Origin of the sequence: Novosphingobium sp., from assembly GCF_032093395.1 — a bacterium.
GTDB lineage: Bacteria > Pseudomonadota > Alphaproteobacteria > Sphingomonadales > Sphingomonadaceae > Novosphingobium.
The window spans coordinates 47,701-48,982 of record NZ_DAMDBA010000036.1 but is presented as its reverse complement, the minus strand read 5'-3'; the positions used below and the strand labels follow the sequence as shown (position 1 = coordinate 48,982).

Genomic DNA, 1,282 nt, shown 5'->3' with positions numbered 1-1,282 from the left:
CTGGATAGAGCATCAGACTACGAATCTGAGGGTCGGACGTTCGAATCGTTCCGGGCGCACCATTCTCCTTTCGGGGAGTTTGGTCTTTGGTTGGAGAATGACATTGCGCCCGTAGCTCAGCTGGATAGAGCATCAGACTACGAATCTGAGGGTCGGACGTTCGAATCGTTCCGGGCGCACCACTTGCCACTATTGCACGAAAAACCCCGCAGAGCCTCGCTCCGGCGGGGTTTTTCGTGTGCGCGTTATCGGCACGAATCAAAAGGGCCGGAAACGCGGTTGCGTTCCCGGCCCTTGGTTGGATCAGCCGATGATTACTGGCCGCTAGGAGCTTCGCCCGCGGCCGCAGTGGCCGAGGGGGCTGCCTGTGCGTCCGCACCCGGCTGGCCGCCGGCGCTGGCCTGAAGCTGCGAGTTGAATGCCGTCGCGGTCATGCCCAGGGTCAGCGACTTGTCGGCACCCAGGCCGAAGTACGACTTCTTGAGCTGCGCCACCGAGCCGTTGCTGAGGTTCACGAACACATCGTCGCCCTCGACCTTGCTGACGGCGCCAAGCACGACGCCGTCGCTGCTCTTGATCGGCTTGCCGGCAACGAAGGCCGTGGCCAGTTCGGCGCTGCTCTCGGCCTTGGCGCCGTTCACGGCGGCTTCCAGATCGGCCTTGTTCATGCCGATGGTCAGGCCCTTTTCACGCATGGCGAAGGAAGCGGCCGGAAGGCCGGCGCGTGCCGTGCCGGTGTTGACGGTGACGACACCGCTCTGCACCGCTTCGACAGTGCCCACTTCGGAGCCGTCGGGGGCGTAGACCTTGGCGCCCACGGTCGGGGTTGCGGCAGCGGCGGATGCGGCCGGAGCGGCGCTCTGGGCCATGACGGCAACCGGGGAAAGGCTCGCGGCGGCGATCGCGGCGGCGATGACGGATTTCTTCATGGCGTACTCCTTCTCGATGCGGGGAACCCGAAAAGGCGACCCCGGCTCGGAAGCTCCCGACACACAATTGCGTGTGCAGGAGCGTGAATGGTGGTCCGGAAAAATCACGACCCGGACTATTTGTTCCAACCCGAAGATCGGAAGGCCCTTTCAGCTCGAAACTAACGAGCGGGAGAGATCGGGCCTGACGGTGCATGTTGCACACTTGCAACGGAATGGCGGCTGAATGGTCCCCGATCAACCGGCAGAGTGCTGCTTTTTTGCGATGAAATGGCGGAAATCCGCCAATCGACGATTTCTCGGGCGGCGGGCCGTGCGATCTGTCGGACAAGTCGGGTCCGGAACAACCTGCA

Annotated in this window: 1 protein-coding gene and 1 tRNA gene; one reads left to right on the top strand and one right to left on the bottom strand. The window is 63.2% G+C overall.

From position 1 onward, the window contains the following. The first annotated feature begins 105 nt into the window (after window positions 1-105). Window positions 106-182 (top strand) — tRNA-Arg (locus RT424_RS13475). Window positions 183-314: 132 nt separating this feature from the next. Here RT424_RS13475 and RT424_RS13470 read toward each other — a convergent pair. Then, window positions 315-929: a hypothetical protein gene (locus RT424_RS13470; protein WP_313438993.1), complete on the bottom strand. Its 615-nt coding sequence runs from the start codon at window positions 927-929 to the stop codon at window positions 315-317. Window positions 930-1,282 lie beyond the last annotated feature (353 nt).

What these genes read in the sequence shown, in the direction of transcription:
- RT424_RS13470 (WP_313438993.1), bottom strand. Translation starts at nt 929, where the DNA reads ATGAAGAAATCCGTCATCGCCGCCGCGATCGCCGCCGCGAGCCTTTCC.